Origin of the sequence: Streptomyces sp. NPDC015130 (genome assembly GCF_043080005.1) — a bacterium.
Classification (GTDB): domain Bacteria; phylum Actinomycetota; class Actinomycetes; order Streptomycetales; family Streptomycetaceae; genus Streptomyces.
Genome location: NZ_JBIBVC010000003.1, coordinates 519,954 through 545,773 on the forward strand (window position 1 = coordinate 519,954; position 25,820 = coordinate 545,773).

Annotated in this window: 20 protein-coding genes; 12 read left to right on the forward strand and 8 right to left on the reverse strand. The window is 73.3% G+C overall.

The window, feature by feature from the left end:
- Positions 1 to 156 precede the first annotated feature (156 nt).
- Positions 157 to 4,236, reverse strand: coding sequence for a molybdopterin-dependent oxidoreductase (locus ACF08F_RS08420; protein ID WP_392297769.1), 4,080 nt, complete (start codon positions 4,234 to 4,236; stop codon positions 157 to 159).
- A gap of 376 nt (positions 4,237 to 4,612) precedes the next feature.
- On the opposite strand from ACF08F_RS08420, the gene ACF08F_RS08425 reads away from it, so the two are divergent.
- Complete coding sequence (locus ACF08F_RS08425; RefSeq protein WP_392297770.1) at positions 4,613 to 6,280, forward strand: BCCT family transporter; 1,668 nt, start codon at positions 4,613 to 4,615, stop codon at positions 6,278 to 6,280.
- Positions 6,281 to 6,322: 42 nt separating this feature from the next.
- Here the strand turns inward: ACF08F_RS08425 and ACF08F_RS08430 are convergent, their stop codons facing one another.
- The 4 genes from ACF08F_RS08430 to ACF08F_RS08445 form a co-directional block, all read right to left on the reverse strand.
- Positions 6,323 to 6,823, reverse strand: a complete 501-nt coding sequence (locus ACF08F_RS08430; protein WP_392297719.1) for a DUF6328 family protein — start codon at positions 6,821 to 6,823, stop codon at positions 6,323 to 6,325.
- 18 nt (positions 6,824 to 6,841) lie between these two features.
- Entirely contained in the window at positions 6,842 to 8,140 is a 1,299-nt protein-coding gene (locus ACF08F_RS08435) for a sugar ABC transporter permease (protein WP_392297720.1), read from the reverse strand.
- Positions 8,137 to 8,901 carry an ATP-binding cassette domain-containing protein gene (locus ACF08F_RS08440; protein ID WP_392297771.1) on the reverse strand — a complete coding sequence of 255 codons (765 nt, stop codon included), beginning with the start codon at positions 8,899 to 8,901 and terminating at the stop codon, positions 8,137 to 8,139. The genes ACF08F_RS08435 and ACF08F_RS08440 overlap by 4 nt, the downstream gene beginning before the upstream one ends.
- Before the next feature lie 96 nt (positions 8,902 to 8,997).
- Entirely contained in the window at positions 8,998 to 10,089 is a 1,092-nt protein-coding gene (locus ACF08F_RS08445; protein WP_392297721.1) for a substrate-binding domain-containing protein, read from the reverse strand.
- 170 nt (positions 10,090 to 10,259) lie between these two features.
- Here ACF08F_RS08445 and ACF08F_RS08450 point away from each other — a divergent pair, with 170 nt between their 5' ends.
- Positions 10,260 to 11,762 carry a long-chain fatty acid--CoA ligase gene (locus ACF08F_RS08450; RefSeq protein WP_392297722.1) on the forward strand — a complete coding sequence of 501 codons (1,503 nt, stop codon included), beginning with the start codon at positions 10,260 to 10,262 and terminating at the stop codon, positions 11,760 to 11,762.
- Positions 11,763 to 11,773: 11 nt separating this feature from the next.
- Here ACF08F_RS08450 and ACF08F_RS08455 read toward each other — a convergent pair whose 3' ends face one another.
- From ACF08F_RS08455 to ACF08F_RS08465, 3 genes are all read right to left on the reverse strand, one after another.
- A complete protein-coding gene (locus tag ACF08F_RS08455; RefSeq protein WP_392297723.1) occupies positions 11,774 to 12,352 on the reverse strand; it encodes an antibiotic biosynthesis monooxygenase in 579 nt (192 codons plus the stop codon).
- 77 nt (positions 12,353 to 12,429) lie between these two features.
- Entirely contained in the window at positions 12,430 to 12,681 is a 252-nt protein-coding gene (locus ACF08F_RS08460; protein ID WP_392297724.1) for an EF-hand domain-containing protein, read from the reverse strand.
- A gap of 145 nt (positions 12,682 to 12,826) precedes the next feature.
- Positions 12,827 to 14,503, reverse strand: coding sequence for an IclR family transcriptional regulator C-terminal domain-containing protein (locus tag ACF08F_RS08465; protein ID WP_392297725.1), 1,677 nt, complete (start codon positions 14,501 to 14,503; stop codon positions 12,827 to 12,829).
- Positions 14,504 to 14,673: 170 nt separating this feature from the next.
- Here ACF08F_RS08465 and ACF08F_RS08470 point away from each other — a divergent pair, with 170 nt between their 5' ends.
- The 10 genes from ACF08F_RS08470 (at position 14,674) to ACF08F_RS08515 (ending at position 25,783) form a co-directional block, all read left to right on the forward strand.
- A complete protein-coding gene (locus ACF08F_RS08470) occupies positions 14,674 to 15,432 on the forward strand; it encodes a CoA transferase subunit A (protein WP_392297772.1) in 759 nt (252 codons plus the stop codon).
- The gene (locus tag ACF08F_RS08475) at positions 15,429 to 16,100 is read left to right on the forward strand and encodes a 3-oxoacid CoA-transferase subunit B (protein WP_392297726.1); all 672 of its coding nucleotides are present in this window, start codon (positions 15,429 to 15,431) and stop codon (positions 16,098 to 16,100) included. Before ACF08F_RS08470 ends, ACF08F_RS08475 begins: the two co-directional genes overlap by 4 nt.
- Positions 16,097 to 17,278: a thiolase family protein gene (locus ACF08F_RS08480; protein WP_392297727.1), complete on the forward strand. Its 1,182-nt coding sequence runs from the start codon at positions 16,097 to 16,099 to the stop codon at positions 17,276 to 17,278. Before ACF08F_RS08475 ends, ACF08F_RS08480 begins: the two co-directional genes overlap by 4 nt.
- 9 nt (positions 17,279 to 17,287) lie before the next feature.
- Entirely contained in the window at positions 17,288 to 18,040 is a 753-nt protein-coding gene (gene pcaH, locus ACF08F_RS08485; protein WP_392297728.1) for a protocatechuate 3,4-dioxygenase subunit beta, read from the forward strand.
- A complete protein-coding gene (gene pcaG, locus ACF08F_RS08490) occupies positions 18,037 to 18,612 on the forward strand; it encodes a protocatechuate 3,4-dioxygenase subunit alpha (protein ID WP_392297729.1) in 576 nt (191 codons plus the stop codon). Before pcaH ends, pcaG begins: the two co-directional genes overlap by 4 nt.
- On the forward strand, positions 18,599 to 20,098 hold the full coding sequence (gene pcaB / locus ACF08F_RS08495) for a 3-carboxy-cis,cis-muconate cycloisomerase (RefSeq protein WP_392297730.1): 1,500 nt from the start codon (positions 18,599 to 18,601) through the stop codon (positions 20,096 to 20,098). Before pcaG ends, pcaB begins: the two co-directional genes overlap by 14 nt.
- Positions 20,095 to 21,264 (forward strand): 3-oxoadipate enol-lactonase, encoded by a 1,170-nt coding sequence (pcaD, locus tag ACF08F_RS08500; protein WP_392297731.1) that lies wholly within the window; start codon positions 20,095 to 20,097, stop codon positions 21,262 to 21,264. The genes pcaB and pcaD overlap by 4 nt, the downstream gene beginning before the upstream one ends.
- A 53-nt stretch (positions 21,265 to 21,317) precedes the next feature.
- On the forward strand, positions 21,318 to 22,496 hold the full coding sequence (locus tag ACF08F_RS08505) for a 4-hydroxybenzoate 3-monooxygenase (protein ID WP_392297732.1): 1,179 nt from the start codon (positions 21,318 to 21,320) through the stop codon (positions 22,494 to 22,496).
- A gap of 193 nt (positions 22,497 to 22,689) precedes the next feature.
- Positions 22,690 to 24,084, forward strand: coding sequence for an NAD(P)/FAD-dependent oxidoreductase (locus ACF08F_RS08510; RefSeq protein WP_392297733.1), 1,395 nt, complete (start codon positions 22,690 to 22,692; stop codon positions 24,082 to 24,084).
- A 187-nt stretch (positions 24,085 to 24,271) separates the two neighbouring features.
- Positions 24,272 to 25,783, forward strand: coding sequence for a SulP family inorganic anion transporter (locus tag ACF08F_RS08515; protein ID WP_392297734.1), 1,512 nt, complete (start codon positions 24,272 to 24,274; stop codon positions 25,781 to 25,783).
- The last annotated feature ends 37 nt before the right edge of the window (positions 25,784 to 25,820 follow it).

The window sequence follows — 25,820 nt, forward strand, 5'->3', positions numbered from 1 at the left end:
GGCTCGCCGCCCCCCCCGACCGGGGCGGGCGGCGACTCAGGCAGGCCCCGAGCGCCGGTTCGCCGCCCCGGCCTCGACCAGGGCGGGCGACGACTCAGGTACGCCCCCGAGCACCGGCTCGCCGCTCCGTCCCCCGGGGCCGACGGGCCGGACGCCTCAGTACACGTCGCGCACGTACCGCTTGTCGGCCGCGAGCTGTTTCACGTACGCGGCCGCCGACTCCTCGTCGTGGCCTCCGTGCGTCACGGCGATGTCCCGCAGCGCCCGGTCGACGTCCTTCGCCATCCGGGTCGCGTCGCCGCACACGTAGAAGTGCGCGCCGGAGCGGAGCCACGACCACAGTTGCGGGCCGTGCTCCCGCATCCGGTCCTGGACGTAGACCTTGGCGCGCTGGTCGCGGGAGAAGGCGGTGTCCAGGCGGTCCAGGGTGCCCCCGGCGAGGTGGGCGGCGAGCTCGTCCTCGTAGAAGAAGTCGGTCGCGCGGTGCTGCTCGCCGAAGAAGAGCCAGTTCGGGGCGCGGTGCCCGAGCGCGCGGCGCTCGTCCAGGAAGCCGACGAAGGGGGCCACCCCCGTGCCGGGGCCGACCATCACCATCGGCGTCGTGGGGTCCGCGGGGGGCCGGAAGTGCGGCGCGCGCTGCACGAAGACCGGGACGGTGGCGCCCGGTTCGGCATCGGCGAGGAACGGCGAGCAGACACCCTTGCGGGGGCGGCCGAGCCGGTTCTCGTACCGCACGACGGAGACCGTCAGCGAGACCTGGTGGGGGTCGGTGAGCGGGCTGGACGAGATCGAGTACAGCCGGGGCCTGAGGCGGCCCAGGACGTCGGCCCACTCCTGGGCGCCGGCGCGGACGGGGTGCTCGGCGATGACGTCGACGGCCTGCCGGCCCCAGGCCCACTGGGCGAGCCCGTCCTTGTTGTCGGGGCGCAGGAGCCGCTTCAGCTCCCGGTCGCCGGTCCGTTCCGTGACGAAGCCCAGGAACGCGGACGGGGTGCGGGTGATGTCCAGGTGGCGGTGGAGCGCCTCGCCGAAGGAGACGCCGCCGGTCCCGGGCAGCTCCACGGGGGTGTCCGCGTCGAGGCCGGTGACGGCCAGCCATTCGGCGACCAGCTCCGGGCAGTTGACGGGCCGCACGCCGAGCGCGTCCCCCGCCTCGTAGCCGAGCGGGGCCCCGCCGTCGCGCGTGTCGAAGGTGAAGCGCCGCACCTCCTTCCCCGCCCCGGGCAGGGAGAGGAGCCGGTTGCCGACGAGCCGCGCGGGCGTGGTGGCGGGACCCGGCCGGCGCGCGGGCGCCGACGCCGGTCCGACCGGCGTGGCGGGGGACGGCGAAGGCGCCGTCGGTGTCCGCAGGCCCTCGGACAGGCCCGCGAGGACCTGGTCCAGCCAGGCGAGGGCGGACGGCTCGAAGTCGGGCTCGCAGTCGGCGCGGGGGGCCAGGCGTACGGCCCCGAGCTCGTCCAGCCGGTCGTCCAGGCGCCGTCCGTGCCCGCAGAAGTCGCCGTACGAGGAGTCCCCGAGGGCCAGGACGGCGTAGCGGCGGCCGTCGAGCCGTGGGGTGTCGGGCGCGGTGAGCGCGTCCCAGAAGCCGGAGCCGTTGTCGGGCGCGTCCCCGTCCCCGAACGTGCTGGTGATCAGCAGCAGATCGGCGGTGGGCGACAGGGCCCCGAGGTCCGTCGCGTCCATGCCGGTGAGGGCGGGGCGGTGGCCCGCCGCGAGGAGCCGCTCGGCGGTGGCGGCCGCGAACTCCTCGGCGTTGCCGGTCTGCGAGGCCCACAGCACGACGACCTCGCGGCCCGGCGCGGCCTCGTCCGCCCCGGAGTCCCGAGACGTTCCGGAGTCCCGCGGCGTCCCCGGGTCCCGGGGCGTCCCCGAGCCTTCCGGTGTACGGGAGTACAGCCCGGCGAGCACACCGTTCACCCAGTGCGCGTGCTCCGCGCGGAAGGGCGCGCCGGACGGCAGGACGGGCACGCCGGGCACCCCCGACTCCAGGCCCGCGAGGAAGCCGACGAGGTACTGCCGTTCCTCGGCGCTGAGCACGGGCGGCGGTGCCGGTGCGAGACCGAAGGCGGCGGCGGGCCCGGCCGGCACGACCCCGCTCGGGATCACCACGCGCGGGGCCACGACGCCCGACGGCGCCGCCGTGTCCCCCGGGGGCGCGCCCGCCGTCTTGGTCAGCGCGACCGCGCACACCTTCAGCTCGGGCTGGAAGGAGAGGGGGTCGACGGCGTCGTTGGTGACGGCGTTGACGCAGAGGTCCTCGCCGAACAGGTCGTTCCAGTGGAAGGGCGCGAAGCAGGAGCCCGGTCTGACCCGGTCGGTGACCACCGCGGGGAGCACGACCCGGCCGCGCCGCGAGGCGACCTCCACGGCGTCGCCCTCCGCGACACCGAGCCGGAGGGCGTCGTCGGGGTGCACCTCGACGAACGGCGCAGGGTTGAGCTTGTTGAGCTTGGCGACCTTCCCCGTCTTGGTGAGGGTGTGCCACTGGTGCTGGAGGCGGCCGGTGTTGAGGACGAACGGATGCTCGTCGTCGGGCATCTCGGCGGCGTCGAGGTGCGGCCGCGCGTGGAAGACCGCCCGTCCGCTCGCCGTCGGGAAGACGGGACCGGGGCCGTCGCCGTCCACGTAGCGGATCGGGTTGCGGTCGGGGCCGCCGGGAGCGGCCGGCCATTGGACGGGCGTCTCGCGCAGCCGCTCGTACGTCACCCCGCTCACGTCGTAGCCGGTCGCCGGGTTCGCGGCGCGCCTGATCTCCTCGAAGACCTCCTCGGCGCTCTCGTACGCGAAGGCCTTCCCGTACCCCATGCCCTGGGCGACGCGGGCGATGATCATCCAGTCGGGGAGCGCCTCGCCGGGCGGGTCGGCCGCCGGCCGGGCGAGGGTGAGCGTCCGCTCGCTGTTGATCAGTACGCCCTCGGTCTCGGTCCACAGCGCGGCGGGCAGGACGACGTCGGCGTACGCGTTGGTCTCGGTGTCGGCGAACGCGTCCTGGGTGACGACGAGTTCGGCGGCCCGCAGCCCCGCGACGACGGTGGCGCGGTTGGCGACGGAGGCGACCGGGTTGGTGCAGATGATCCAGCACGCCTTGATCTCGCCGTCCGCCATGCGGCGGAAGAGGTCGACGGTGCCGGTGCCGGAGCCGTCCTCGCGGAGGGTGCCCGGCGGGAGCTCCCAGAGCTCCTCGGTGAAGGCCCGGTCCGCGGCGGAGAGGACCGAGCGCTGGCCGGGGAGGCCGGGGCCCATGTAGCCCATCTCGCGTCCGCCCATGGCGTTGGGCTGGCCGGTGAGGGAGAAGGGGCCGGAGCCGGGGCGGCAGATCGCGCCGGTGGCCAGGTGGAGGTTGATCAGGGCGTTGGTGTTCCAGGTGCCGTGGGTGGACTGGTTGAGGCCCATGGTCCAGCAGCTGGTCCACTCCTTCGCCGTGCCGATCCACTCGGCGGCGGTGCGGACGTCCTGCTCGGGTATGCCGGTGAGCGCGGCGACGGCCGCGGGCGGGTAGTCGGCGAGGAACGGCGGCATCGCCTCCCAGCCCTCGGTGTGCGCGGCGATGAAGCCGGGGTCGGTGTGGCCCCCGTCGTGCAGCAGGCGCAGCAGGCCGTTGAGGAGCGCGAGGTCCGTACCGGGCCTGATCTGGAGGAACAGGTCGGCCTTCTCGGCGGTGGCGGTGCGCCGGGGGTCGACGACGATCAGCTTCGCCCCGGCCTTGACCCGCTCCATCATGCGGAGGAAGAGGATGGGGTGGCAGTCGGCCATGTTGGAGCCGATGACGAGGAAGACGTCGGCCTTGTCGAGGTCGTCGTAGGAGCCGGGCGGGCCGTCGGCGCCCAGGGAGAGCTTGTAGCCGGTGCCTGCGCTCGCCATGCAGAGCCGGGAGTTCGACTCGATCCGGTTCGTGCCGACGAAGCCCTTGGCGAGCTTGTTGGCGAGGTACTGCGCCTCCAGGCTCATCTGGCCCGAGACGTAGAGCGCGAAGGCGTCGGGGCCGTGCTCGTCGACGACGGCCCGCAGCCGGCGGGCGGTCTCGACGACGGCCCGGTCGGTGTCCGTGGGGACGGGCTCGGCGGCCCGGTCCTCCCGGACGAGGGCGGTGGTCAGGCGACCGGGGGCGGCGAGCATGTCGGCCGTGGTGGCGCCCTTGGTGCACAGGCGCCCGCGGTTGGCGGGGTGGTCCTTGTCGCCCGTCGCCTTGAGGACCGTACGGCGGCCGTCGGCCCCCAGGCCGACGTCGAGGAGCATGCCGCAGCCGACACCGCAGTACGAGCAGACGGTCCGCACCTGCGTGGTGGCGTCGGCCCGTGGGTCCTGCGTGTCGTGTGGGGTCACGGGGGCGCCTCTCTGTGGAACCGTTCGAGCCCCGACCGTACGGAATGCCCGTTACGCCTGTGTCAACCGCGCCGATCATGGTCCGTAACGCCGGTCACACAGCGGCCGGGGGCGCGCTGTGAGGGTGCCGTCCTCGTGGGTCCACCGAGTCGGGCCCCGCCTGTGGTACTGCCTTACGGATACATCGTCACGTTTTTCCGTATTGCAGTGAAAGGTGACCTCTGTGCCGCAGGAAGACGAGAGGCCGGACGGGCGTCGGACCGGCGCCGAACGGGGAGGCCGGGAAGGGCTGCCGGTCACGGCCGACCTCCCCGGCCGTCCCGACCACCACCATCGCGCGCGGACCGACCGGATCGTGTTCGGGGTCACCGCCGGCCTCACCCTGGCGTTCGTCGTCTGGGGCGCCACGGCCACCGACAGCCTGGAGAGCGTCTCCAGCGACCTCCTCGACGGACTGATCCGCAACGGCGGCTGGGCGTTCATGCTCGCCGCGTCCGGCTTCGTCGTCTTCGCGCTGTGGCTCGCCATCAGCCGCTACGGCCGGATCACCCTCGGCCAGGAGAGCGAGGGCCCCGAGTTCCGGACCGTGTCGTGGATCGCCATGATGTTCAGCGCCGGCATGGGCATCGGCCTGATGTTCTACGGGGTGAGCGAACCCCTCGCCCACTACGGCACCCCGCCGCCCGGCACGCACCCCGTCGACTCGGCCGAGCGCATGCAGACGGCCATGGCCACCACGCTCTTCCACTGGACGCTCCACCCGTGGGCGATCTACGCCGTCGTCGGCCTCGCCATCGCCTACTCCACCTTCCGGCGCCGCCGCCGCCAGACCATCAGCGCCGTCTTCGTCCCGCTGATCGGCGAACGGCGGGCGTACGGCGGTCCCGGCCGTGTCATCGACATCCTCGCCATCTTCGCCACGCTCTTCGGCTCCGCCGCCTCGCTCGGCCTCGGCGCGCTCCAGATCGGCAGCGGCATGGAGGAACTGGGCTGGCTGGAGAAGACCGGCACCGGGCTGCTCGTCGGCATCATCGCCGTCCTCACCGTGGCCTTCGTCCTCTCCGCCGTCTCCGGCGTGGAGAAGGGCGTCCAGTGGCTCTCCAACACCAACATGGTGCTCGCGGTCGTGCTCGCCGTCTTCGTCTTCGTGGCGGGCCCCACGATCATCGTGCTCGACCTGCTGCCCACCTCCATCGCCGCCTACATCGACGACCTGCCGCAGCTCGCCGGCCGCACCGAGGCCACCAGCGGCGCGGACATCCACGACTGGCTCGGCAGCTGGACCGTCTTCTACTGGGCGTGGTGGATCTCCTGGACGCCCTTCGTCGGCATGTTCATCGCCCGCATCAGCCGGGGCCGGACCATCCGCCAGTTCGTCGGCGGCGTCATCCTCGTGCCCAGCACCGTCAGCCTCGTCTGGTTCGCGATCTTCGGAGGTACGGCGATGAAGCTCAGCGAGGAGGGCCGGCTGGCCGAGGAGACCACCCCCGAGGGGCAGCTCTTCGGCCTGCTCCAGGAGTTCCCCCTCACCGGGGTCATGAGCCTGCTCGTGATGGTCCTCGTCGGGATCTTCTTCGTGTCCGGGGCGGACGCCGCCTCCCTCGTCATGGGCACGCTCTCCCAGCGCGGCGCCTTCGAACCGACCCGCCCCGTCGTGGTCTTCTGGGGCGTGCTGACCGGAGCGGTCGCGGCCGTCATGCTCCTCGTCGGCGACGGCCAGGGCGACGCGCTCGCGGGACTCCAGAACCTCACCATCCTCGTCGCCGCGCCCTTCGTGCTCGTCATGATCGGCATGTGCGTGGCGCTCATGAGGGACCTGCGCAAGGACCCCCTGATCGTCCGTGGCGAGGTCGGGGTGGAGGTCGTCGAACTCGCCGTGATCGCGGGCCACGAGCGGTACGACGGCGACTTCGAGCTGCGGATCGGCCCCGGCGCGACGGATCTCGACGGGCCGTAGGGTGCGGGCGCGCCAGCGCCCGCACGCTCGCGCCGGACGCGCTCACTCCTCCTGGCTGGTGTAGCGGACGCGCACCCACAGCGGGAGGGCGAACCAGCAGAGGAGGTACCAGGCGAGGACCCCGGCGACGAGCCACGGTACGTACGTGTCGTCCGTGGCCACGCGCAGGATCAGGAGGAGCGCCGAGGTCAGGGTGGCGAGGAGGAGGACGATGCCGATGAACGTGAGCCGGGAGGCCCAGACGACGGCCTGGGGCTTGATCCGCCGCCCCGACACGATCCGGTGGAAGGCCACCGGGCCGATGAGCGCGCCGGTCGCCAGGGAGCCGAGGACGACCGTGACGATGTAGATCGTCTTGTCGGTCTGCGACAGCCCCTGGAAGAGCGGGGTGAAGACGACCGTGAGGAGGAAGCCGAGGAGGATCTGCACGCCGGTCTGCACGACCCGGATCTCCTGGATGACCTCCTGCCAGCGCCGGTCGGCGCGCTCCATCTCGGTCTCGCTCCGGCGGTCGTCGCGCGCTCCTTGCGGGTCGGTGTCCATCGGTGCTCCTCCGGTGGCTCAGGCCCGCCCCGCGGCCTTCTGGCTCCTGCGGGACAGGGAGTCGACGACCACGGCGGCCAGCAGCACCGAACCCGTGATCATGAACTGGACGGCGTTGCTCACACCCATGATGTTCATGCCCGACTGGATCGACCCGATCACCAGCGCGCCGAGCAGCGCCGACCAGACCGAACCGCGCCCGCCGAACAGGCTCGTGCCGCCGATGACCGCCGCCGCGATGACGTTCATCAGCAGGTTGCCGCCGCCGGAGGTCTGGCTCGCGGACTGGATCTGCCCGGCGAGGAAGAGGCCGCCGATCGCCGCCATGGCCCCGGCGATCGAGAAGACGCTCATCCGGACGAACGGCACGCTGATGCCCGCCCGGCGCGCGCCCTCGATGTTGCCGCCCACCGCGAAGATCCGCCGGCCGTACGTCGTGCGCCGCAGGACGAAGTCCAGCAGCACGAGCACGATCAGGAACACCAGCAGTGCCAGCGGGAGCCCCTGGTACTGGTTGAGGATGTAGGCGGTGACGAACGCGATCGCGGCGATCACGACCGTACGCAGCACGATCTCGGCGACCGGCCGGGACGGCACCCGGGCCGCCCGGCGCCGTTTCGCGTCGAGGAGCGAGGCGGCCAGGAAAAGCCCCACCCCGACGGCCGCCGTCACGTAGGCGGCGGCCGGGCTGTGGTAGATCGTCGAGTAGAGCTCGGAGACGATGCTCTCGCTCGGGATGTTGACCGTGCCGCTGGTGCCGAGCACCTGGAGCATCAGGCCGTTCCACGCGAGGTTGCCGGCCAGCGTGACGACGAAGGCCGGGACGCCGACCTCGGCGAAGAAGAACCCCTGGATGAGCCCGACGGCCGCCCCGCCCGCGATGGCGATCAGCAGCGCCAGCCACTCGTTCATCCCGTTCAGGACGTTGAGCACGGCGAAGATCGCGGCGCACAGGCCGCTGACCGAACCGACGGAGAGGTCGATCTCGCCCAGCAGCAGGACGAAGACGATACCGACGGCGATCATGCCGGTGCCGACGATCTGCTGGCTGAGGTCGGAGAGGTTCTGGGCCGAGAGGAAGGTGCTGTCGAGACTGCCGAACACCGTCCAGATGATGATCACGGCCAGGATCACGGGCAGGGAGCCGAGCTCCCCGCTGCGGAGCTTGCGGCGGAACTCGCCGAGGTACCCCTTGATGCCCTCCTCGCGGACCAGCAGGCGCGTGTCCACGGCCGGTACGGCACCTTGTGCCGGTTCCTGGGTGCCGGCGTCGCCGGAGCCCCCGGAGCCGCCCGCGCGGTCTCGGTCGCGGATCATCGCTCCTCCTCCCGCTTGCGGGCCTGCCGGCGGGTGACGGCGCTGTCGGTGGCTCCGGTGATCGCGGAGATGATCTCCTCGGTGGTCGTGGAGCGCCTGTCGAAGAAGCCGTTGTTCCGGCCGAGCCGCATCACGGCGATCCGGTCGGCCACCGCCATCACGTCCACCATGTTGTGGCTGATCAGGATGGTCCCGAGACCCTGCTCGCGGAGCCGCTCGACCAGGTCGAGCACCTGAGCGGTCTGCTCCACGCCCAGGGCGGCCGTGGGTTCGTCGAGGATGACGACCTTCGGCGCGCCGATCAGCGAGCGGGCGATCGCCACCGTCTGGCGCTGACCGCCGGAGAGGGAGGCCACCGGGATCCGGACGCTCGGGATGCGGATCGACAGGGTGTCGAGCAGCTCCCGGGCCCGCTGGTCCATGCGGACCTCGTCGAGCACGCCGAAGCGGCGCAGCTCCCGGCCCAGGAAGAGGTTGGCGACGACGTCGAGGTTGTCGCACAGGGCCAGGTCCTGGTAGACGGTGGCGATGCCGAGGTTCTGGGCGTCGTGGGGCCGGTTGATGGAGACCGGGCGGCCCTCCCACTCGATGACGCCCTCGTCGGGCGGGTTCACCCCGGCGATCGTCTTGACGGCGGTGGACTTGCCGGCGCCGTTGTCGCCGACGAGGGCGACGACCTCGCCGGCATGGACCTCCAGGTCGAAGCCCTTCAGGGCCTGGACCGCGCCGAACCGTTTGGAGATCCCCCGCAGTGTGAGCACGGCTGACTCGGGCAACCGAACCGCCTCCTCCGCTCGCCCGCTCGCACGGGCCGCTCCGCCCCACCGGGATGAAACGCCTCGCGGCTGCTGGAGGCGCTACTTCAGACCGGCCTCCTCGCAGGCGGCGGCGTAGGTCGGGGTGCAGATCTCGTCGACCGTGTAGAGGCCGTCCTTGACGACGGTGTCGTTGATGTTGGTCTTGTCGACGACGACCGGCGTCAGCAGGTTGGCCGGGACCTTCTGGCCACTGCCGCTGGTGACGGTGGTGGGCACCAGATCGGCCGGGAGCTCCTTGCCCTCGGCGAGGTCGACGGCCATCGTGGCGGCGATGTCGGCCTCCGGCTTGTACGGCTTCTCGACCGTGATGGTCTGGGTGCCGGCGAGGATCCGCTGGATCGCGTCGAGCTGGGCGTCCTGGCCGGTCAGCGGCACGTTCATGCCGGCCGCCGCGAGGGCGGTGGCGATGCCCGCGGCCAGTCCGTCGTTGGCCGAGTAGACGCCGACGATCTTGTCCTTGCCGAGCGAGCTGATCGCACCGGACATCTGCTGGTTGGCGTTGTTCGGGTCCCAGTTCGGCGTGTCGTACTCCTTGCCGATCTTCACCTTGCCGTCCAGGACGGAGTGCGCGCCGGCCTTGAACTCGGCCGCGTTCGGGTCGGTCGGCGACCCGTTGTGCATCACGATCTCGCCCGTCCCGGCCTTGTCGCCGAGCGCGTCGAGGAGCGCCTGGCCCTGAAGCTCGCCCACCTTGCGGTTGTCGTACGAGACGTACGCGTCCACGGGCCCCTGTGCGAGGCGGTCGTACGCCACGACCTTGACGCCCGCGTCATGGGCCTTCTGCACGGAGGACTGGATCGACTTGGCGTCCACGGCGTCCAGGATGAGGACCTTGTCGCCCTTGGCGAGCGCGGTGTTGACCTGCTGCTGCTGGGTCGTGGCGCTCTCGGCGGCGTTGTAGTAGTCGATCTGCGCCCCCGGCGCCAGCTCCTTGATCTTGGCCTCGATGTACGGCCGGTCGAACTTCTCGTACCGCGTGGTCTTGCTCTCCGGCAGGAGCAGTCCGATCCGCACGTCCTGTCGTGCGTCGGACTCCGAGCCCGGTTGGGCCGCTCCGCTCACGGACACCGCACCCAGGGCCAGTGCCGCGGCTCCGGCCAGGGCGATCGCGCTCCGCAATGTTCGGGACATGGAAGGCTCCTCTCGCACGTCCCGTCCCCTCGCCTCGTGAGCAAGGGAACAGAGATGCACTTATGGCCTATATATCGACACTAGCGGCAAGCTGGGGACCGGCAAGCGGGTGAACCGGCCGGTAACCTGGCGGCTGAGCGTCCGGCTCCCTGATCAGAAAGAGGTCGACGATGACCAATCTGGCTCTCAACCTGGCCCGTACTGCGGAGGCGCAGCCGGACGGCATCGCGATCCAGCTGGACGACCAGGCCCTGGACTACCGGTCGCTGGACGACCGCAGCGCCCGGGTGGCCGGCTGGCTGGAGAGCAAGGGCGTCGGACCGGGGGACCGGGTCGCGATCCTCCTGCCGAACATCCCGCACTTCGCCGTCGCCTACTACGGCGTGCTGCGCGCCGGCGCGGTCGCCGTGCCGATGAACCCGCTGCTCAAGTCGGGCGAGATCGGCTACGCCGTCGGCGACTGCGGGGCCCGGCTGATCCTGGCCTGGGGCGCGGCGATGGGCGAGGCCGGAGCCGCGGCGGCGGAGCTGGGCATCGAGTGCGCCGACGTGACGGACCCGGGCTTCGGCGCGGAGCTGGCCGCCGTCGAGCCGCGCGCGGGGGTCGAGGACCGGGGCGCCGCCGACCTCGCCGTCCTGCTCTACACCTCGGGCACCACCGGCCGCCCCAAGGGCGCCCGGCTCACCCACGGGAACCTGGGTTCCAACACGGAGGCCGTGGCCCGGGTGCTCGGCATGTCGGGGGCGGACACCGTCTTCGGCGGCCTGCCGTTCTTCCACGTCTTCGGCCAGACCTGCGGGCTGAACGCCGCCGTCCTCACCGGCGCCCGCGTCACCCTGCTGCCGCGCTTCGACGCCGCGAAGGCGCTGGAGATCCTCTCCCGGGACCGCGTCACGGTGATGGAGGGCGTGCCCACCATGTTCCTGGGCCTGCTCGCCGCCGCCGACGCGGCCGGCTCGACGGGTCTCGTCGACGGCGACGGCGGTCTGCGGCTGTGCGTGACCGGCGGCTCCGCGATGCCGGTGGAGGTGCTGCACCGCTTCGAGGCCGTCTTCGGCTGCGCCGTCGTCGAGGGCTACGGCCTGTCCGAGACCTCCCCGGTGGTCACCTTCGGGTCGCTCGACGGCCCGCGCAAGCCCGGGTCGATCGGCACCCCGATCGACGGCGTGCGGGTCCGGCTCGTCGACGACGAGGGCAAGGACGTCCCGGACGGCGACGTCGGCGAGATCGCCGTGCAGGGCCCGAACGTCATGGCCGGGTACTGGAACCGGCCCGAGGCCGACGCGGCCGCGTTCACCGACGGCTGGTTCCGCACCGGCGACCTCGCGCGGTGCGACGGGGACGGCTTCTACTTCATCGTGGACCGCAAGAAGGACCTGGTCATCCGCGGCGGGTACAACGTCTACCCGCGCGAGATCGAGGAGGTCTTCTACGAGCACCCGGCCGTGGCCGAGGCGGCCGTGGTGGGCGTCCCGCACGAGGTGCACGGCGAGGAGGTCGCGGCCGTCGTCACCCTGCGGCCCGGCGCCGAGGCCACGGCGGACGAACTGCGCGAGTTCGTGAAGGCCCGTGTGGCCCCGTACAAGTACCCCAGGATCGTCCGGCTGTCGCCGGGTCTGCCCAAGGGCCCCACCGGCAAGATCCTCAAGCGGGAGATCACGGTCGAGGGCTGATGCCCCCGGCCTCAGCGTCCGCCGTCGAGCCAGCCCCGGAGCAGCCGGCTGACCGCCGGCATCGCCGCGTAGGTCATGAGGACGTTGAAGACGCACGCCATCACCGCACTGCTGAGCACCAGCGGCAGTGCGGTGAGGTGCGGGGTCAGGAAGTAGCCGCCCAGCAGGGAGATGGGGTAGATCGCGAGGGTCGCGCTGATCGCCATCTTCCAGCGGGGCGGCGCCGGCCTCGTCGAGCCGGGTTTGGCGAACCACGTCTCCATGCCCGTCAGTTGCCGTCGCGCCACCTCGGTGTGGTGGTGACCCGTGCAGTCGGCGAACCACGCGGCCCGCTCCGGCGACTCCTGCCACGCCTGACACGCGGCGGCGTCACGGAAGCGGTGGACCAGGAACCAGGGGGCGTCGCCCCCGGAGGAGCGGAAGAGCCCGTAGCCGAGATGGCCGGGGAAGCGGGCGGCGCTCTCGAGGATGCCCTTCGCCCACAGCTCGAAGGCGGCCTCGTGGCCGGGCTCGACCCGGCGGGCTATCAGCAGCGTCACCTCGCCGGAGTCGGCGGGGACGTGCGTGTGCTCAAGGCTCACCGCGGTCATCGTTCTCCTCGTGATCACAGCGCGCCCGCGCACACTCTACGCGGCGGCCGCCCGGGCGGCCGCGGCCGGGCCGCGCGTCACCAGCCGAAGCGGCGGTCCACCACGGCGGCGAACTCCTCGAAGGTCAGGACCTTGTCGCCGTTCTGGTCGGCGGCGTCGAAGAGGGCCGCCGAGTCCTCGTCGCCCCCCACGCCCCAGACGGGGATGACCCCCTGCGCGACGAGCGTCGGACCCTTCGACCGGATGGCGCCGACGACCTCGGCCAGGGTGAGCGTGCCGTCGTGGTCGAGGTCGAGCGCGTCGAAGAGTGTGCGGGCCTTGTCGCTCATCGCGTGTCCTGTTCCCTGATCCCGGTGGCGAGGGGCGTCGTACCGGCCGACGCCGTTCGCCCGGAAGGACGCGCAATCCGCGCGCCGGGTTGCCTCCGGACGCTCACCCGTGCCCGGTCGAGCACCCCCGTGAGGCGGTGTCGCCTCAGGAGACGCGTACGGCGGACCAGCGGGTCACCGCGGTGAGATCGGCGCTGATCGCGGCCGCCGTCGCGAGGAGGTGGGGGAGCAGCTGGGCGAGGCTCTCCTCCGGTGCGCCGCGGCCCGCGTGCAGCGCCACGTTCACGGCGGCGACCACCCGGCCCCGGCCGTCCGTCACCGGCGCCGCGAGCGAGCGCAGCCCCTCCTCCAGCTCCTGCTCCACCCATCCGTAGCCGCGCCGCGCCGTCTCGGCGACCGCCTCGGCCAGCGCCTCGGGCGTCGCGACCGTGCGGGGCGTGAGCGCCTCGGGCCGCACGTTCGCCAGGGCCGCCGCGCGCTCCTCCTCGGGCAGGGCGCCGAGCAGGACCCGGCCCATCGAGGTCGCGTAGGCGGGCAGGCGGGTGCCGACCCTGATGTCGATGTGCATGATCCGGGAACTCGCCACCCGGGCGACGTACCGGATGTCCTCCCCGTCGAGCACCGCGACGGACGCCGACTCGTGGACGCGGAGCACCAGTTCGGCGAGGTGCGGGGTGGCGATCTCGACGAGCGTGAGGCCCGAGACGCGGGCGTGGCCGAGCTCCAGGACGCGGGGGAGCACACGGAAACCGTCCTCGTCCTCCCGCACGTAACCGAGGTGGCGGAGGGTGATCAGCGACCGCCGGGCGGTGGCGCGGGGGAGGCCCGTCAGCCGGGCGAGCTCGGACAGCCTGACCGGGCCGCGGACCGCGCCGAACGCGCACAGGACGTCCAGTCCGCGCGCGAGCGACTGCAGGAACCCCGAGCCCAGTTCCTCCTTGAGCTCCGCCGCACCGGGCCCGGCGGGCGGCTCGCCCCGCTCCGCCGAGGCGGCCCCGGCGAGGGCCGCCTCCATGGCCGCGACGGCCCCGCGGAGCGGCGCCAGGGCGGCATCGGCGAGGGACCCGATGTCGTGCCGGCTCGTGTGGCTGACCACGCTGACCGCGCAGACGACGGCCCCGGACCGGTCGTGCACGGGCAGGGCCACGGCGATCAGACCGGCCTCGATGAGCTGGTCGTCGGCCGCCCAGCCGTCCGTACGGCTCCGGTGCGCGCGGTCGCGGAAGCCGGCCTCGACGGCGTCCGTCGACCCGTCGGTTCCGGAGGGCGTACGGGGCGGGACTGCCGGGAACGCGGAGTCCAGCGGGTCCTCCCCGTGCCGCGCCCGCCAGGCCTCCCACTCCTCCTCCGTCCAGTCGGCGGCGAACAGCGCCCCGGGCGCGCAGCGTTCGGCCGGGAGGACGTCCCCCGCGCGGAACGAGATGGCCATGGCGCGCCGCCGCGCCGCCTGCGCCACGAAGCGCACGCCGTCCCCGTCGGGGACCGCCACGGACACCGACTCGTCGAGCGCGTCGGCGAGGGCGACGGCATGCGGCCCGACGGCCTCCGGCAGCCCCGTCGAGGACAGATAGGCGTTGCCCAGCTCGGCCGCGCGGGGCGCGAGCAGCAGGTCGCGCTCCTCGGCGCGGACGTACCCGAGCCGCAGCAGCGTCGTGGCTACCCGGTCGACGGTCGACCGGGCGAGCCCGGTGGCGCGGGCGAGATCGCCGGGGCGGTGACGGCTGCCCGGTCCGGCGGCCACCGCGCGCAGCACGGCGAGTCCGCGCCCCAGCGGCCCGACGAGCTCCTCCGGGGGCTCGTCCGGCTCCGTGCGCTGAGCCATCGTCTGGTCTCCTCCTGCTGGTCGCGAGCCGGTCACGATGCGGAAACCGTACCCGGCGCCGTTGACACGGCCCGCAGCGTGGGCCGACACTCACCCCGCGCTCGTTGATGAACATAAGTTCACCAGGCGAACGCATGCGCCGTCAATCCTCAGTGAAACGGGTCGTGAACATGGACAAAGTGGTGACATCCGCCGCCGAAGCGGTGGCGGACATCGGAGACGGCGCCTCGCTCGCCGTCGGAGGCTTCGGACTGAGCGGGGTGCCGGACGTCCTCATCCGGGCCCTGCACGCCCAGGGCGCCGGCCGGCTGAGCGTCGTGTCGAACAACTGCGGCGTCGACGGCGGCGGCCTCGGCGTCCTCCTCGCCGACGGCCGCATCGTCCGCGTGACGGGCTCCTACATCGGCGACAACAAGGAGTTCGCCCGCCGCTACCTCGGCGGCGAACTGGAGCTGGAGCTCACCCCGCAGGGCACCCTCGCCGAGCGGCTCCGCGCCGGCGGCTGCGGCATCCCCGCCTTCTTCACCCCCGCCGGCGTCGGCACCCAGGCCGCCGACGGAGGCCTCCCCTGGCGGTACGCCCCCGACGGCGGCGTCGCGGTCGCCTCCCCGCCGAAGGAGGTCCGCGAGTACGACGGCCGCCCCCACGTCCTCGAACACGGCATCACCACCGACTTCGCCCTGGTCCGCGCCGCCCGCGGCGACCGCCACGGCAACCTCGTCTTCCGCCGCTCCGCCCGGAACTTCAACCCGCTCGCCGCCATGGCCGGCCGCATCACGGTCGCCGAGGTCGAGGAGCTCGTGGAGCCCGGCGGACTGGACCCCGACGCGATCCACCTGCCCGGCGTGTTCGTGCAGCGCGTCGTGGCACTGACCCCCGAAGAGGCCGCCGCCAAGGGCATCGAGCGAAGGACGGTACGCACGCGATGAGCTGGACCAGGGACGAGATGGCGGCCCGCGCCGCCCGCGAGCTCACCGACGGCTCGTACGTCAACCTCGGGATCGGACTGCCGACCCGGGTCCCGGGCTTCCTCCCCGAGGGCGTCGACGTCGTCCTCCAGTCGGAGAACGGCCTCCTCGGCGTCGGCCCGTACCCCTACGCGGACGAGGTCGACCCCGACCTGATCAACGCCGGCAAGGAGACCGTCACCGTCCTGCCCGGCTCCTCCTTCTTCGACTCCTCGCTCTCCTTCGGGATGATCCGCGGCGGCCACATCGACACCGCCGTCCTCGGCGCCATGCAGGTCTCCGCCCGCGGCGACCTCGCCAACTGGGCCGTCCCCGGCCGGATGGTCAAGGGCATGGGCGGCGCCATGGACCTCGTCCACGGCGTCCGGCGGGTCATCGTCCTCACCGAGCACACCGCCAAGGACGGCTCCCCGAAGATCGTCGACACCTGCACGCTGCCGCTCACCGGCCGCGCCTGCGTCCACCGGATCATCACCGACCTCGGCGTCCTCGACGTCGCCGAGGACGGCCTGGTCCTCGTGGAGACCGCGCCCGGCGTGAGCGTCGACGAGATCCTCCGCCGGACCGGCGCACCCGTCTCCGTACCCGCGGCACTCGCCGCGACCGTCACCGTGGAGGAGACCCCGTGACCAAGGACGTCTACATCGTCGACGCCGTGCGGACCCCGGTCGGCCGCTACGGCGGAGCGCTCGCCGCGGTCCGCCCGGACGACCTCGCCGCCCACGTCCTGCGCGCCCTGCTCGACCGCACGCCCGCGCTCGACCCGGCCCGCATCGACGACGTGTTCCTCGGCAACGCCAACGGCGCCGGCGAGGAGAACCGCGACGTCGCCCGCATGGCCGCGCTCCTCGCCGGAGTGCCCGTCACCGTCCCCGGCGTCACCGTGAACCGCCTCTGCGGCTCCGGCCTGGAGGCCGTGATCCAGGCCTACCGCGCCGTCGCCGTCGGCGACGCCTCCGTCGTCCTCGCCGGTGGCGTCGAGTCGATGAGCCGCGCCCCCTGGGTGCTGCCCAAGCCCGACCGCGCCTACCCCGCCGGCCACCAGGAGCTCCACTCCACCACCCTCGGCTGGCGCATGGTCAACCCGCGCATGCCCGCCGAGTGGACCGTCTCCCTCGGCGAGGGGGCCGAACTCGTCGCCGAGAAGCACGCCGTCGGCCGCGAGGCGCAGGACGCCTACGCCCTCGCCAGCCACGCCAAGGCCGCCGAGGCCTGGGCCACCGGCGCCTTCGACGCCGAGGTCGTCCCCGTCGACGGCACCGGCCTCGCACGCGACGAGTCCGTCCGCGAGGACGGTTCCCTCGCCGCCCTCGCCCGTCTGAGGCCCGTCTTCCGTGAGGGCGGCACCGTCACCGCGGGCAACGCCTCCCCCCTCAACGACGGCGCCTCCGTCCTCCTGATCACCGACGAGGCCGGCCTGCGCGCCACCGGCCGCGAGCCCCTCGCCCGGATCACCGCCTCGGGCGTCAGCGGCATCGAACCGCAGTACTTCGGCCTCGGCCCCGTCGAAGCCGCCCGGCGCGCACTGGACCGGGCCGGCCGCGACTTCGCCGACCTCGCCGTCCTGGAGCTCAACGAGGCCTTCGCCGCCCAGGCCCTCGGCTGCCTCGCGGAGTGGCCCGAGCTCGACCCCGCCGTCGTCAACCCCCGCGGCGGAGCCATCGCGCTCGGACACCCCCTCGGCTCCTCCGGAGCCCGGCTCGCCGGAACCGTGGCCCACCAGCTCGCCGCCCTCGGCTCCGGCACCGGCCTCGCCACCCTCTGCATCGGCGTCGGCCAGGGACTCGCCCTCGTACTGGAAAGGTGACAGGACGTCATGACACTGACACAGCAGGACATCTCGCGCGAGATCGAGGGCGAGCGGAAGGACTACCTCGCCGCCGGCGTGGTCCGCCACCATCCCGCCCGGGACTACGCCCCCTACCGGAGCAGCGCCCTGCGCCACCCCCTCCGGCCGCCGGTCACCGTCCGCGACCCCGAGGCCGTCGAACTCTCCGGGCCCGTCTTCGGCGTCACCGACGTCACCGAGACCGACGCCGACCTGACCCTGGGCCACCCGGGGGAGCCGCTCGGCGAGCGGATCACCGTCACCGGGCGCGTCCTCGACCGCGCCGGACGCCCCGTCCGCGGCCAGCTCGTCGAGCTGTGGCAGGCCAACGCCGCCGGCCGCTACGCCCACCTCCGCGACCAGCACCCGGCTCCGCTCGACCCGAACTTCACGGGCTTCGGACGCTGCCTGACCGACGACCACGGCGCGTACACCTTCACCACCGTCAAGCCCGGCGCCTACCCCTGGCGCAACCACGACAACGCCTGGCGCCCCGCGCACCTCCACTTCTCGCTCTTCGGCACCGCCTTCACCCAGCGGCTCGTCACCCAGATGTACTTCCCCGGCGACCCGCTCTTCGCCTACGACCCGATCCTCCAGTCCGTCACCGACGACGCGGCGCGCGAGAGGCTCGTCGCCGGCTACGACCACGACCTGTCCACCCCCGAGCGGTCGCTCGGCTACCGCTGGGACATCGTCCTCGACGGCCCCGCCGCGACCTGGATCGAGGAAGGCCGATGAGCCCCGACCCGCAGACCCTCCCGCCCACGCCCTCGCAGACCGTCGGGCCCTTCTACGGCTACGCCCTGCCCTTCCCCGGCGGCCCCGACATCGCGCCCGCCGGACACCCCGACACCCTCACCGTCCACGGACACGTGTACGACGGAGCCGGCGCCCCGGTCCCCGACGCGATCGTCGAGATCTGGCAGCCCGGCCCCGACGGCGACCGCACCGGAGCCCCCGGCTCCCTCCGCCGCGACCCCGTCACCGGCGGGTACGCGGGCCGCGACGGCGTCACCTTCACCGGCTTCGGACGGATCGCCACCGACGCCGACGGACACTGGGCCGTCAGGACCCTCCCGCCGGGCGGCGTCCCGTACCTCTCCGTCTGCGTCTTCGCCCGGGGCCTGCTCCACCACCTGTACACCCGGATCTACCTGCCGGGCCCGGCCACCGACGCCGACCCGCTGCTCGCGGACCTCGCGCCCGAGCGGCGCGCGACCCTCCTCGCCACGCAGGAGAGGCCGGGCGTCCACCGCTTCGACATCCGCCTCCAGGGCGCCGAAGAGACGGTGTTCCTTGACTTCCGCTGAGCCCCTCCGCACAGGAGCAGGGGGCGACAAGGGCCCCGGCACCGACGCGTACGACACGAGCCCCGGCACCGACGCGTCCGGCACAGGCCTTGCCGCCGACGCGTACGGCACAGGCCTCGCCGCCGACGCGTACGACACGGGCCTCCTCGCCCCCGTCAGCGCGGGCACCGCCGCCGAGCGCACCACCGGCGACCAGGCCTTCCTTCAGGCGATGCTCGACGCCGAGGCCGCCCTGACCCGGGCGCAGGCCGCCCTCGGCCACGCCCCCGGCCCGGCTGCCGAGGCCGTGACCGAGGCGGCCCGCGCCGAGCGGTTCGGCACGCGGGGCCTCGCGCTGCGGGCCCGTGCCGGCGGCAACCCGGTCATCCCGCTCGTCACCGCGCTCACGGCCGCAGTCCCCCCGGCCGCCGCGCCCTACGTCCACCGGGGCGCGACCAGCCAGGACGTCCTGGACACCGCCACGATGCTGGTCGCGGCCCGCACCGTCCCGCTGATCACCGCCGAACTGCACCGGGCCGCCGAGGCGTTCGGGCGGCTCGCCGCCGCCCACCGGGACACCCCCATGGCCGGCCGCACCCTCGGCCAGCACGCCGTGCCCACCACCTTCGGGCTCAAGGCCGCCGGCTGGCGCCACCTCGTCCTCGACGCGGCCGAGCGGCTGAGCGCCCTGCGCCTCCCCGCGCAACTCGGCGGCGCCGCGGGCACCCTGGCGGCCTTCGAGTACCTGGCGGGCGCGCCCGGCAGCGGCCCGGAGCTCGCCGAGCGGTACGCGGCCGAACTCGGACTCGCCGCACCCGTCCTGCCCTGGCACACCCTCCGCACCCCGGTCGCCGACCTCGCGACGGCGCTCGCCTTCACCGCCGCGGCCCTCGGCAAGCCCGCCGGGGACGTCCTCCTGCTCGCCCGCACCGAGACCGCCGAACTCGCCGAGGGCAGCGGCGGCGGCTCCTCCGCCATGCCGCACAAGAGCAACCCCGTCCGCGCCACCCTCGTCGCCTCCGCCGCCCGCCAGGCCCCCGCGCTCGCCGCCGTACTCCTCGGCTCGCTCGCCGCCGAGGACGAGCGGCCCGCCGGCGCCTGGCACGCCGAGTGGCAGCCGCTGCGGGAACTGCTCAGGCTCGCGGGTTCCGCCGCACACCACACCGCCGAACTCGCCGAGGGCCTCCGCGTCCGCCCCGACCGGATGAGGGAGAACCTCCACCGCACCCGCGGCCTCGTCACCAGCGAGCGCCTCGCCGCCGCCCTGGCGGACGTCCTCGGCCGGGCCGAGGCCCGCGCCCTCCTCGACCGGCTGTCCCGGCGGGCGGCCGAGGAGGACCGCGAGCTCGCCGAACTCCTCGTCGCCGCCCCCGAGCTGACCGGCCGGATCACCGCCGAGCGGCTCCGTACCCTCGCGGACCCGGCCGGAGCCACCGGCGCGGCCCCCCTGCTCGTCGACCACGCCCTGCGGAGGCAGTCCTCCGCCGCACCGGAAGGCCGCCCGTGACCAGCGTTCTCCACCACCGGACCGACGGCCCCGCCCACGCGCCCGTCCTGATCCTCGGCCCCTCCCTCGGCACCTCGCTCGCCGTCTGGGACGCCCAGGTCCCCGCCCTCGCCCGCCGCCACCGGGTCGTCCGCTACGACCTGCCCGGCCACGGCGGCACCCCCGGCGGAGCGCCGGCCGACACCACCCCCGGCGCCACCCGCGTGGCCGACCTGGCGGCCCTCGTCCTCGACCTCGCCGACCACCTCGGCGCCGAGCAGTTCGCCTACGCCGGGATCTCCCTCGGCGGCGCCGTCGGCGCCCATCTCGCCGCCCACCACCCGGAGCGGGTCACCCGGCTCGCCCTCGTCTGCTCCTCGGCCCGCTTCGGCGAGCCCGCCGACTGGCACGAGCGGGCCGCCCTCGTCCGCGAGAAAGGCACCGACACCCTCGCGCCCGGCGCCCCCGGGCGCTGGTTCACCCCCGACTTCGCGGGCACGCACACCGCCGACCGCCTCGTCGACGACCTGTGCGCCGCCGACGCCGAGGGGTACGCGGCCTGCTGCGACGCCCTCGCCACGTACGACCTCCGAGCCGAGCTGCCCCGCATCACCGCGCCCACCCTCGTCCTCGCCGGGCGCGCCGACCCGGCCACACCCCCCGCCCACGCCCGCGAGCTCGCCGACGGCATCCCCGACGCGAGCCTCCTCGAACTGGCCGGCGCCGCCCACCTCGCCCCCGCCGAACGCCCCGAGGCGGTCCTCTCCGCACTCCTCGGCCACTTCGGCACCCCCGACTCCGACGACAACCGCCACGCCGAGGGCATGGCGGTCCGCCGGGCCGTCCTCGGCGACGCGCACGTCGACCGGGCCGTCGCCCGCACCACCGACTTCACCGCCGACTTCCAGGACTACATCACCCGCTGCGCCTGGGGCGAGATCTGGACCCGGCCCGGCCTCGACCGCCGGACCCGCAGCTGCCTCACCCTCACCGCCCTGATCGCCCACGGCCACCAGGAGGAGCTGGCGATGCACGTCCGCGCCGCGATCCGCAACGGGCTCACCCCCGAGGACATCAAGGAGGTGCTGCTGCACTCCGCCGTCTACTGCGGGGTGCCCGCGGCCAACTCCGCCTTCGCCACCGCACAGCGCGTCCTCACCGAGGACGGCACCCCGCTCACCCTCTGACGCGCCCGGCCCCCTCCGCCTCGCCCTCCCTCTCACGCTCACGGAGACCACCCATGCCCCGCACCACCGTCGGCATCATCGGAGCCGGACCGGCCGGCCTCCTCCTCTCGCACCTGCTGCACCGGCAGGGCATCGACAACGTCGTCCTCGAACTCCGCGACCGGGCCTACGTCGAGCGGCGCCAGCGCGCCGGCATCCTCGAACAGGACACCGTCGACGTCCTGCGCCTCTCCGGCGCCGGCGCACGCATGGACCGCCAGGGCCTGGAGCACCACGGCATCGAGCTCCGCTTCGACCGGCGCTCCCACCGCATCGACTTCCCCTCCCTCACCGGCGGCCGCTCGGTCATGGTCTACGCCCAGACCGAGGTCGTGAAGGACCTCATCGCCCTGCGGGAGGAGGCCGGCGGCACGGTCCTCTTCGAGGCCGAGGCCCTCTCCGTCGACGGCGTCGAGACCGACCGCCCCAGCGTCCGCTACCGCCACGACGGAGCCGAGCACACCCTCGACTGCGACTTCGTCGTCGCCTGCGACGGCTTCCACGGCATCGGCCGGCGCACCCTGCCCGAGGACGTCCTCACCGTCACCGAGCGCACCTACCCCTTCTCCTGGCTCGGGATCCTCGCCGACGTCGCCCCCTCCTGCGACGAGCTGATCTACGCCCACCACGAGCGCGGCTTCGCCCTGCACAGCATGCGTTCGCCCGAGGTGAGCCGCCTCTACCTCCAGGTCGACCCGGACGACTCCACGGACAACTGGCCGGACGAGCGGATCTGGGACGAGCTGGAGGCCCGCTTCGCCGTCGACGGGGACTGGGAGCTGAAGCGCGGGCCCATCACCGAGAAGAGCATCACCCCGATGCGCAGCTTCGTCGCCGAGCCCCTGCGCCACGGGCGCCTCTTCCTGGCCGGGGACGCCGCCCACATCGTGCCGCCCACCGGGGCCAAGGGCCTCAACCTCGCCGTCGCCGACGTGACCCTGCTCGCCCGGGCCCTCACCCGTCACCACGCCCGGGGCGACGAGTCGCTGCTCGACGCCTACTCGGAGACCGCCCTGCGCCGGGTGTGGCGGGCCGAGCACTTCTCGTACACGATGACGACCCTCCTGCACAGCAGCCCGGACGACACCGATTTCGACCGCGCTCTGCGCCTCTCGCACCTGCGCTACCTCGCGAACTCGGGCGCGGCCTCGGCCTCGCTCGCGGAGAACTACGTCGGCTTCAGCGACAACTGACACTACGTCACCACCCTTCCGGCAGGGCGGCCGCGCACGCGGCCGCCCTCTGCGCGCCGCCCCGCCGACCTCGGGGAACGCCGATCCCGAGGCCTTACGTCAACACCATTGACCTTGAATCGTCCGGAGAGGTCTCATGGCGGCACCTCGCAGGCCCGCACCCCACCTCCGCGATCTCAAGGAGCCCGCCGTCATGGATCCCCTCGTTTCGCTCCGGGACGCCGACCCGACCCCGTTCTGGCTCGACAGCCCCGAGAAGCCGCAGTCCGAGCCCGCCCTCGTCGGCGCGACCACCTGCGACCTCCTCGTGGTCGGCGGCGGCTACACCGGACTCTGGACGGCCCTCGTCGCCAAGGAGCGGGACCCCTCGCTCGACGTGCTCCTCGTCGAGGCCGACGAGGCCGGCGGCGCCGCCTCCGGGCGCAACGGCGGCTTCGTCGAGTCCAGCCTCACCCACGGCCTGCACAACGGCCTCTCCCGCTGGCCCGACGAGATCGGCCTCCTGGAGCGCCTCGGCCGCGAGAACCTCCAGGCCATGGAGGACACGCTCGTCCGCCACGACATCGACTGCGACTGGGAGCGCACCGGCCTCCTCGCCGTCGCCACCGAGCCCTACCAGGTCGCCCTCCTCCAGGAGGAGGCCGAGACCGTCGCCCGGTACGGCGGCGCGTCCGAGTACCTCGACGCCGAAGCCGTACGCGCCGAGATCGACTCCCCGACCTTCCTCGCCGGCCTGTGGAATAAGCGCGACGTGGCCATGGTCAACCCGGCCCGCCTCGCCTGGGGCCTCAAGCGGGCCTGCCTGAAGCTCGGCGTCCGCCTCCACGAGCACACCCCCGCCCTCTCGCTCGACGAGCAGGGCCACACGATGGCCGTCCGCACGCCCTACGGCCGGATCACCGCCCGCAAGGTGGCCCTCGCCACCAACGCGTACCCCTCCCTGCTCCGCCGCCACCGGCCGTACACCGTCCCCGTCTACGACTACGCGCTCATGACGGAACCGCTCACCGAGGACCGACTCGCCTCCGTGGGCTGGCGGAACCGGCAGGGCTTCGCGGACATGAACAACCACTTCCACTACGTCCGGCTCTCCGCCGACAACCGCATCCTGTGGGGCGGTTACGACGCCGTCTACCGCTACAACGGACGCGTACGCCCCGAGTACGACCAGCGGCACGAGACCTTCGCGACCCTCGCGCGCCACTTCTTCACCGCCTTCCCCCAGCTGGAAGGCGTGCGCTTCAGCCACACCTGGGGCGGCGCGATCGACATGAGCACCCGCTTCTGCGTCTTCTTCGACACCAGCCACCGGGGCAAGGTCGCCTACGCCGCCGGCTTCACCGGACTCGGGGTCGGAGCGACCCGCTTCGGCGCGGAGGTCGTGCTGGACCTGCTCGAAGGAGCCCGCACCGAACGCACCTCGCTGGAACTGGTCCGACGCAAGCCGCTGCCGTTCCCGCCCGAGCCGGTCCGCTCCGTGGGCATCGGCATCACCCAGTGGTCCATGACCCGCGCGGACCGCTCGGAAGGCCGCCGCAACCTCTGGCTGCGCACCCTGGACCGCCTGGGCCTGGGCTTCGACAGCTGATCCCGTCCGGCTGCGCGGGCGCCGAGGTGCGCGGCCGGGCCCCGGGGAGCCCGGCCCCGGCCTCACGGTAGAGTTGCCCGTTCCCTTCTCCCGCCTCCCGCCACCCCTGCGCACGAGCGCGACGCGGGGCCGCACGTCCCCGCCCGCGCACGGCGGGTGTGCCCGAGCACGACAGGTTCCCGTTCCCGTGTCCTCCTCCGTATCCGTCGTGTCCCCGCTCGCGCGCCTGCGCGGCCTGAAGCCGGAGTGGGTGGGCGACCCCAGGGTCTGGCGCACCGAGGTGCTCGGCGGCCTGGTCGTCGCGCTGGCGCTGATACCCGAGGCGATCTCGTTCTCGATCATCGCCGGAGTGGACCCGGCGGTCGGACTCTTCGCCTCCTTCACCATGGCCGTGGTGATCTCCGCCGTCGGCGGCCGGCGGGCCATGATCTCCGCGGCGACCGGCGCCGTCGCCCTCGTCATCGCGCCCCTGAACCGCGAGCACGGGCTCGGCTACCTGATCGCCGCCGTCATCCTCGCCGGTGCCTTCCAGATCGTCCTCGGAGCGCTCGGAGTGGCGAAGCTCCTGCGGTTCGTCCCGCGCTCCGTGATGTCCGGATTCGTGAACTCCCTCGCGATCCTGGTCTTCATGGCCCAGGTCAAGGAGCTGTTCGACGTGCCCTGGGCCGTCTGGCCGCTGTTCGCCGCCGGGATCGCCCTGATGGTGTTCTTCCCCCGGGTGACCACGGCCGTCCCGGCCCCGCTGGTCTCGATCGCCGTACTCACCGTGATCACCGTCGCCGCCGGGATCGCGGTCCCGACGGTCGGCGACAAGGGCGACCTGCCGTCCGCCCTGCCCGTCCCCGGACTGCCCGACGTGCCGTACACGCTCGACACACTCACGCTGATCGCCCCGTACGCGCTCGCGATGGCGCTGGTCGGCCTGATGGAGTCGCTGATGACGGCCAGGCTGGTCGACGAGATCACCGACACCCGCTCCAGCAAGACCCGCGAGTCGATCGGCCAGGGCATCGCCAACATCGTGACCGGCTTCTTCGGCGGCATGGGCGGCTGCGCGATGATCGGCCAGACGATGATCAACGTCAAGGTCTCCGGCGCCCGCACCCGCCTGTCGACCTTCCTGTCCGGCGCGTTCCTGATGGTGCTGTGCATCGTCTTCGGCCCGGTCGTCTCCGACATCCCCATGGCCGCCCTCGTCGCCGTCATGGTGATGGTGTGCTTCGCCCAGTTCGACTGGCACTCCTGCGCCCCGAGCACCCTGCGGCGACTGCCCGCCGGGGAGATCGCCGTCATGGTGATCACCGTGGTCTGCGTGGTGGCCACGCACAACCTCGCCGTCGGGGTCGTCTGCGGCTCGGTCACCGCCATCGTGATCTTCGCCCGGCGCGTCGCCCACCTCGCCGACGTCACGTCCGTCACCGGTCCCGACGGGAGCACGGTCGTCTACCGCGTCACCGGCGCGCTGTTCTTCGCCTCCTCCAACGACCTCGTCGGCCGCTTCGCGTACGCCTCCGACCCCGGCAGGGTCGTCGTCGACCTGTCCGCCGCGCACATCTGGGACGCCTCCTCCGTCGCCGCGCTCGACGCCGTCGAGACCCGGTACGCCCAGCGCGGCAAGACCGTGGAGATCATCGGCCTCAACGGCCCCAGCGCCGCCCTGCACAAGCGGCTCAGCGGCGGACTCCTCCCGGCCGAGTGAGGGCCACCGGCCCGGCGACCCCGTACCGGCCCGGCGA

Coding starts and splice junctions, on each gene's coding strand:
- ACF08F_RS08465 (WP_392297725.1), bottom strand. CDS start 14,503: ATGGCTCAGCGCACGGAGCCGGACGAGCCCCCGGAGGAGCTCGTCGGG.
- pcaG (WP_392297729.1), top strand. CDS start 18,037: ATGAGCCCCGACCCGCAGACCCTCCCGCCCACGCCCTCGCAGACCGTC.
- ACF08F_RS08460 (WP_392297724.1), bottom strand. CDS start 12,681: ATGAGCGACAAGGCCCGCACACTCTTCGACGCGCTCGACCTCGACCAC.
- ACF08F_RS08445 (WP_392297721.1), bottom strand. CDS start 10,089: ATGTCCCGAACATTGCGGAGCGCGATCGCCCTGGCCGGAGCCGCGGCA.
- ACF08F_RS08475 (WP_392297726.1), top strand. CDS start 15,429: ATGAGCTGGACCAGGGACGAGATGGCGGCCCGCGCCGCCCGCGAGCTC.
- ACF08F_RS08435 (WP_392297720.1), bottom strand. CDS start 8,140: ATGATCCGCGACCGAGACCGCGCGGGCGGCTCCGGGGGCTCCGGCGAC.
- ACF08F_RS08510 (WP_392297733.1), top strand. CDS start 22,690: ATGGATCCCCTCGTTTCGCTCCGGGACGCCGACCCGACCCCGTTCTGG.
- ACF08F_RS08455 (WP_392297723.1), bottom strand. CDS start 12,352: ATGACCGCGGTGAGCCTTGAGCACACGCACGTCCCCGCCGACTCCGGC.
- ACF08F_RS08430 (WP_392297719.1), bottom strand. CDS start 6,823: ATGGACACCGACCCGCAAGGAGCGCGCGACGACCGCCGGAGCGAGACC.
- pcaH (WP_392297728.1), top strand. CDS start 17,288: ATGACACTGACACAGCAGGACATCTCGCGCGAGATCGAGGGCGAGCGG.
- ACF08F_RS08505 (WP_392297732.1), top strand. CDS start 21,318: ATGCCCCGCACCACCGTCGGCATCATCGGAGCCGGACCGGCCGGCCTC.
- ACF08F_RS08420 (WP_392297769.1), bottom strand. CDS start 4,236: ATGCTCCTCGACGTCGGCCTGGGGGCCGACGGCCGCCGTACGGTCCTC.
- ACF08F_RS08450 (WP_392297722.1), top strand. CDS start 10,260: ATGACCAATCTGGCTCTCAACCTGGCCCGTACTGCGGAGGCGCAGCCG.
- ACF08F_RS08470 (WP_392297772.1), top strand. CDS start 14,674: ATGGACAAAGTGGTGACATCCGCCGCCGAAGCGGTGGCGGACATCGGA.